A 6,573-nucleotide genomic window follows, 5' to 3' on the forward strand; every position below is an offset into this window, starting at 1 on the left:
ATATTATTCCCATTCTATGGTTGCTGGCGGCTTTGAACTGATGTCATACACCACTCTATTAACGCCTTTTACTTTATTTATTATCTCATTACTGGTTGCTTGTAAAAACTCATAAGGTAGATTGACCCAATCTGCTGTCATACCATCTGTACTTTCTACCGCTCGCAATGCAACGCATTTTTCATAAGTACGTTCATCTCCCATTACTCCAACGCTATTTACTGGCAGTAAAATAGCACCTGCTTGCCATACTTTATCATATAAATCCCATTTCTTGAGGTTATTTATAAATACAGCATCTACTTCTTGTAAGATAGCAACTTTTTCTGGAGTGATGTCCCCTAAAATTCTAATTGCTAATCCTGGTCCAGGAAATGGATGTCTGCCTAAAAGATCTGCAGCCATACCCATCGACGCTCCTACTCTTCTTACTTCATCTTTAAATAATGCTCTAAGCGGCTCTACTATCTTTAATTTCATAAAGTCTGGTAGGCCACCTACATTATGATGCGATTTAATAGTTGCACTAGGTCCACCGGTTGCACTTACACTTTCTATCACGTCTGGATATATGGTACCTTGTGCTAACCAGGTTACATTTTGCACCTCTTTTGCTTCATCATCAAATACTTCAATAAAAACACGACCTATTGCTTTGCGCTTTAACTCTGGATCATCTAATCCCGCAAGTGCATCCATAAACCGTGCCGAAGCGTCAACACCTTTTACATTCAAGCCCATACCTTCATACTGCTGTAGAACCTGTGTATACTCGTCCTTACGTAGCAAGCCATTATTTACAAAAATACAGTATAGGTTTTCACCTATTGCTTTATGTAATAACATCGCCGCGACTGATGAATCTACTCCACCACTTAAACCTAAGACTACTTTATCACCACCAACTTTTTCCTGAAGAGCCTCTACGGTTTCTTCTACAAAGGCATTAGGTGTCCAATCGGGATTTACATTTGCTATTTTAATCAAAAAGTTTTCCAGTAACTGTTTTCCATCTGTTGAGTGATAAACCTCTGGATGGAACTGGATTGCATAGGTATCTTCTCCTTTAATTTTATAGGCGGCATTTTCAACATCATGTGTACTGGCAAGTAACTCACCATTAGTAGGTAATTTTTTGATAGTATCACTATGACTCATCCATACCTGACTACCAGATGAGATCCCGTCTAAAAAAGTTTCATTTGATTTTACATAGGATAAATTTGCCCGACCATATTCTCTAGTACTAGAAGCACCTACTTCACCACCATGGAAGTGTGCAAGATATTGTGCGCCATAACAAACACCAAGTAAAGGTTTTTTACCTCTTACTTCATTGAGATCGATGTGAAATGCGTTTTCTGAACGCACAGACATGGGACTACCAGATAGTATGACTGCTTTATAATCGTCTAGATTAGATGGAACTTTATTGAATGGATGTATTTCGGAATAGATGTTCAACTCTCGAACTCTGCGCGCAATAAGCTGTGTGTACTGCGATCCAAAATCTAATATTAAAACCTTATCATGTTGCATGCGCAAATTTACTTTTTTATGAGTGAAAGTAAATCTGTAAACGAGACTTTTGTTAACGTGTTTTAAAGATAATTAAGAATCAAGTATAATAACAGAAAATCTAAAATCTAATGGATCAAGGTTATCTCTTAGTATTTTTATCAAATTTGCTCCATATTCTACATAAAGACTTGAGAAGTTTTCTTGACGTTCTTGTAAACTAGAGTTAGGGAATAAATGCTGTTGAACAGTAGATGCTCTTTCTAAATAATCCTTTAGTTTACGTTTTTGAGCTTTTAAAAGTCTTTTCTCTAGGTGCTCTAATCCTTTTATCTGTTTACGTTCCTGCGCTGCTACAGCTCCAAAAAATGAATGATCTGTTTGCTGCGCTATGATATAGAGTTCTTTAAATTGATTTTTAAGATGCTCTTTTTGAGTTGAAAAATCAATTTCAATTTCGCTCAACTGTCGGGTTAACTTCTCTTCTAGCTGATAATCTTTAAGAAACAAATCCTTAATTTCTAAATCTAGCTTCTGTATTTTATCATATTCCTTATTAGACATTATTAGTGCAGAGTTGCGCATTAATAATATAGGAAATGTAATATCTTGAGAGTTGAAATATTGTTTGAGCTCTAACCAATAAGCCATTTCTCCACCACCACCTATGTAACAAAGATTAGGTAAAATAGTCTCTTGATATAATGGGCGCATGATTACATTAGGAGAGAAACGCTCAGGAAACTTTTCTAGTTCTGTCAAGACTTCTTTTTCCGAAAAAGAAATTTCAGTTTCAAGCACCTTAAATTGATTATTTTCAAAAACAATACGCTCTCTTAAATCATCTTTAAGGTAAAATAAGTTAATCTCACGAGGTGATACCTGTACTTTATAATCTACTGGCCATTGTTGTATGCTATTTGAAACGTGATGGTAACTAGTTTGATGTAGCAGTTCATCCTTAAAGTGTGGTAACATTAATCTTTTAAGCTCACGGTCGTCACCATCAATAATGACTAAACCGTCTGAACCAAATAATTGATGTGCAAGAAAACGTGTAGCATTAGCGAGATTATCATGTTCTATGTAGGCAGTTTGAAAGAGCTCAACTATTTCTTGAGCATTAATGCTAGAACCTAATTGACTTTTAAAAATTTTTAAAACATCTTTTAAACCATTTGTATTCAATCTACCTACACCACCCTTTGCCTCTTTATTCCACAATACTTTCTTACCATGAAATTTAAAATACTGAATTTCTTCAAAATCATGATCTTCAGTCGCCATCCAATATACAGGAACAAAGTTATAGGATGGATATGCAACTTTTAATTGTTTGCACAGATTTATAACAGATATAATTTTATATATAAAGTATAGCGGTCCAGTAAATAGATTAAGTTGATGACCCGTTGTTATAGTAAACGTTTTTTCATCTTTTAATAAATTGATATTATTCAAAGAATCTTGCGCGCTGTTCAGTTCACTATATTGATTTAATAATGATTGAACAAGAATATGTCTAGCCTTAGGTTTAAGATTGAATTCTACTTGCTTTTCTTTAATTTGATCTTGAAAACTTTCTAACCGTGGAAATCTATGGTACAAATTTCTTAACACGTCTTTCTCTACCAGATAATCTTCCATTAAAGAAGAAAAGTATTTTGCGTCTGGATAGGTAAGTTTATTTAAAATCATAGATTCAAATATAGAACTAGAGATGTGAAATAGTTCTTAAAACAAGATAGTTTGGATGATTTTTTTTATAGAATTACCTCTTTAACTTTAAACCCGTAAGAACTTCTTTGATACGTAATTTTAAATCTTCTCCTGCATCGTAAATCATCTGCTCATTAGTTGGAAACGGTATCGCTTGAGCATTAAGAGTTTGTAAATAATCTTCATCTATTGCACGCTTATCACCATTTACACGACCATAGATATAATTAAATATAAAGGTGCTTGATACGGGAAAACGATCCACTAATTGTCCCGTATTTCTATTACTTACAATAATATTTGCATCTATGGTTACTTCTTTTTGTTGAATGCTTTGAAATATTGTTGCTTTTACCAGACTGTACTTGTCTTTTTTGATATCATCACCTAGACTATCTTTTTTAACATTACCACGCTCATCTAACTCATATTCAAAACCATCTATGACTTGTTTTTCTCTTTGAAGTTCTTTTTGTAAAACTTGCTCAGGTGATATAATTATATTTCTAAAATTAATGTCTAGACTGTAATCATAAAAAATATTGTCATTATTCCTATTATGATATACAGTCCACTTATCATTTAGTCCATATGTTGAAAAATTAAGCAACTCCTCATCTAATCTTTTTGGTATAGCTAATTGAGTATCATTTTTCAAAGAGACAATAATATAGTCAGTTCCTTTTTCTAATGCTTTTTCTAATAATTGTGAAGTATCTTTATAATCAGGATTAATATTATTGAGGTAAATCAAATCATCATAAATAACACGTGCTTGTAAAGTATTTGCGACGTTAAGGGAACTTCTAGCACTTTCTAATAAATGATTTGAAAGTGTTGTTCTTGCCTCGATAACTTGCTTAGAATAATCAATCATCGGAAAACTTGCCAACTTACCCGTATCAAAGATTTTCAAAGGTAATAAAGGTCTAATTTTTGATTGCCTCGACTGCATATTCAGTAAGGTTTCATAAATTGATTCTAGTACCGCAGGATTAGGATCAGATTGTAATCTATTAAGTACAATTTGATCTTCTGATACCGCTTTCGCGAAAGCGTCTTCTAATAAAACAACATACTCTTGTTTACATTTTGCATTCTTATCACTGGCTAAATTGCTAATTGCAATATCAATTGCTCGATCAAAATTTCCTGTGTTAATAGCAGTTTCAGCCTTTTTAACGCTGCTACAACTACACAAAGTGACAGATACTAATAATAAGAAGTAAAGAGTCCTCATCTAGTGCTTAGATTTAGGTTCGTATACTGGTAATAATTGATTAGAAACTTCACCAAAACCAATGCGAACAGGTCCATTTTTACAATAGCCTCTCATGGTTACTGTGTCAAAATCATTGATAAATTTGCGCTCTGTACCATCGTTTAATTTCACAGGTCGTTCACCTCTCCAACTTAACTCAAGCATTGAACCATAAGAATCTGGTTTGGGACCAGAAATGGTTCCACTTCCCATCATATCTCCACTGTTCACCCTACATCCATTTATGGTATGATGAGCTAATTGTTGAGACATATTCCAGTATAAATGTTTAAAATTAGATTTACATATGGTAGTAGGTTTTCCTTGTTGTGGGGTTATATCAACCTCTAGATGAATGTCATATGTTTTATTATTATCAGATTTCAAATAATCTAAAACAGGTTTCTCCATTGCTGGACCACTAGTTCTAAATGGCTCTAACGCATCAAGAGTAACTATCCATGGAGAAATAGAACTTGCAAAGTTTTTTGCCAAAAAAGGACCTAATGGCACATATTCCCATTTCTGAATATCTCTTGCACTCCAGTCATTAAATACCACCATTCCAAAAATATAATCCTCTGCCTCTTCTACACTTATCGGTTGCCCCATATTGTTAGCATCAGTAGTTATGAATGCCATTTCTAATTCAAAATCTACTAATTTTGAAGGTCCAAAAACTGGCAGATCACTACCGGCAGGAATTGTTTGCCCTTGAGGTCTATGTATGGGTATTCCTGAAGGTATAATGGTACTTGATCGTCCATGATAAGCAACAGGCATATGTAACCAATTAGGAAGCAAAGCATTATCTGGATCTCTAAACATAGTCCCTACATTAGTAGCGTGCTCTTTACTACTATAAAAGTCTGTATAATCTCCAATTAATACAGGAAGTTGCATTTCAACTTCATCCATATTGAATATGATTCGGTTTCTATGCTCTTTATTATCTCTAAGAATTGGGTTTTCAGAATCAAAAATATCACCGATGCGATTACGCACAAGTCTCCACGTTTTTTTTCCATCTGATATAAAATCATTTAAAGTGTCTTGCATGAACATATCATCGGTAAGTGGGACACCGTCAAAATAACCCATTTCTTGTAACGCACCTAAATCAATGGCCCAATCACCTATTCTAGTACCAATGGTTATGACGTTATCTCTAGTTAAAAACACACCAAACGGAATGTTCTGAATTGGAAAATGAGAATCGCTGCTATAGCCTATCCATGATTTTCTATTTGGGTCGTTAGTTTGAAGTGGCATATTATATTTTTATATCCTGTTAAAAAAACTATCCAAATATATCATATTCGTAACGTTTGCAAAGAGCAATGATTTATTTTTGTTTTAATCTTAACGATAAAAATTATGAGTAACAACGATAACGAGATTTTTGATTTAATTCAGGAAGAACAAGAAAGACAAATAACTGGATTGGAATTAATCGCTAGTGAAAATTATGTAAGTAATGATGTCCTTGCAGCAGCAGGCTCTATACTTACTAATAAATATGCTGAAGGTTACCCAGGCAAAAGATATTATGGTGGTTGCGAAATTGTTGATGAAATTGAGACCATAGCAATTGAACGTGCTAAGGAACTTTTTAACGCAGAATATGTAAATGTTCAACCACATTCTGGAAGTCAAGCCAATACTGCTGTTTTTCATGCATGTTTAAAACCAGGAGAAAAGATTTTAGGATTTGATTTATCTCATGGAGGTCATTTAACACATGGCTCACCAGTTAATTTCTCGGGAAAACTTTATAAAACATCATTCTATGGCGTAGAAAAAGAAACTGGTTTATTAAATTATGATGAAATTCAGAAGATAGCAGAAAAAGAAAGACCGAAATTAATAATAGCTGGTGCATCTGCTTATAGTAGAGAAATAGATTATAAGAGATTCCGCGAAATAGCAGATAGCATTGGTGCAATATTGTTAGCTGACATAGCTCATCCTGCTGGATTAATAGCCAAAGGCATATTACAAGATGCAGTTGCTCATGCCCACATCTGTACTAGTACAACTCATAAAACTTTAAGAGGCCCTAGAGGAGGAATCAT

5 protein-coding genes (1 of these 5 only partly in view) are annotated in these 6,573 nt (G+C 34.0%); 1 reads left to right on the plus strand and 4 read right to left on the minus strand.

Annotation, left to right across the window (positions count from 1 at the left end):
• Positions 1–3: 3 nt before the first annotated feature.
• The 4 genes from guaA to fahA form a co-directional block, all read right to left on the minus strand.
• Positions 4–1,539, minus strand: coding sequence for a glutamine-hydrolyzing GMP synthase (gene guaA, locus BST92_RS14695; protein WP_105072144.1), 1,536 nt, complete (start codon positions 1,537–1,539; stop codon positions 4–6).
• Positions 1,540–1,611: 72 nt separating this feature from the next.
• On the minus strand, positions 1,612–3,216 hold the full coding sequence (gene bshC / locus BST92_RS14700) for a bacillithiol biosynthesis cysteine-adding enzyme BshC (protein WP_105072145.1): 1,605 nt from the start codon (positions 3,214–3,216) through the stop codon (positions 1,612–1,614).
• A 73-nt stretch (positions 3,217–3,289) separates the two neighbouring features.
• Complete coding sequence (locus tag BST92_RS14705; protein ID WP_105072146.1) at positions 3,290–4,477, minus strand: hypothetical protein; 1,188 nt, start codon at positions 4,475–4,477, stop codon at positions 3,290–3,292.
• Positions 4,478–5,770 (minus strand): fumarylacetoacetase, encoded by a 1,293-nt coding sequence (gene fahA / locus BST92_RS14710; RefSeq protein ID WP_105072147.1) that lies wholly within the window; start codon positions 5,768–5,770, stop codon positions 4,478–4,480. It abuts the gene before it with no gap.
• A gap of 105 nt (positions 5,771–5,875) precedes the next feature.
• Here fahA and glyA point away from each other — a divergent pair, with 105 nt between their 5' ends.
• Positions 5,876–6,573: the 5' portion of a serine hydroxymethyltransferase gene (gene glyA / locus BST92_RS14715; RefSeq protein ID WP_105072148.1), read on the plus strand. It continues 580 nt past the right edge of the window; the window shows 698 of its 1,278 coding nt (coding positions 1–698); its start codon is at positions 5,876–5,878; its stop codon lies beyond the right edge, outside the window.

The sequence above is a fragment of the Nonlabens arenilitoris genome (genome assembly GCF_002954765.1).
GTDB classification, from domain to species: Bacteria; Bacteroidota; Bacteroidia; order Flavobacteriales; family Flavobacteriaceae; genus Nonlabens; species Nonlabens arenilitoris.